General features: G+C 62.7%; 1 pseudogene. It reads left to right on the top strand.

Features of this window, described 5'->3' with window-relative positions:
- Positions 1 to 242: 242 nt before the first annotated feature.
- Positions 243 to 612 (top strand): annotated as a pseudogene (locus tag L6Q67_RS24040) (hypothetical protein); the annotation flags it as partial.

Genomic DNA, 612 nt, shown 5'->3' on the forward strand with positions numbered 1-612 from the left:
GAAGGCTGTGCCCGGTTGTCAGTTGATGATTCGTTGATGGCGGTCACCGTTTGGGCCCTGGAATTTCGTCGGTGTACGCGCCGTGTACGCGCGTTTCGATTGCTTCAATGTACCATTCTGGATGTTAAGCGGGCGCCGATTTATAAGTAACACCATGATTTTTTGTGATTGTTCCGCTTTAGGCGGCTTGTATGTACCTCGATGTACTTCACAAAAAATCGACTTCTTGAGGATCATGGATCTTGTCGACCTCCCAAAAACCGAAGAACAAGCCGTTCAGGGCTAAGACCGGCAAGCCCGGCGGCCCTGTCCGCCCCGGCGCCAGTGGCCCGCGCCCCCAGGGCGCCGCAGCAGGTCAGCCCCAGGGCGGACGCCGTGGCCGTGGTCGGCCCGAGGGCGACGGCAATCGCGCACCCCGCACCGAGCGTGACGACGGCTTCCGTCAGCCCAAGAGCAACGCCTCGGCGATCGGCCTGTCCGATCTGGGCGTGGGTCGCGGCAACTGGCGCGCGAAGCGTCAGGGCAACGTGGGCTTCGGCGGTGGCGACGACAGCTATCCGCTGGTCAGCAACGAACTGCCGCCGTCCGCCGAGGGCGAGCGCCGCAAGAAGC

The sequence above is a fragment of the Zoogloea sp. genome (assembly GCF_023150065.1).
In the GTDB taxonomy this organism is placed as follows: Bacteria; Pseudomonadota; Gammaproteobacteria; order Burkholderiales; family Rhodocyclaceae; genus Zoogloea.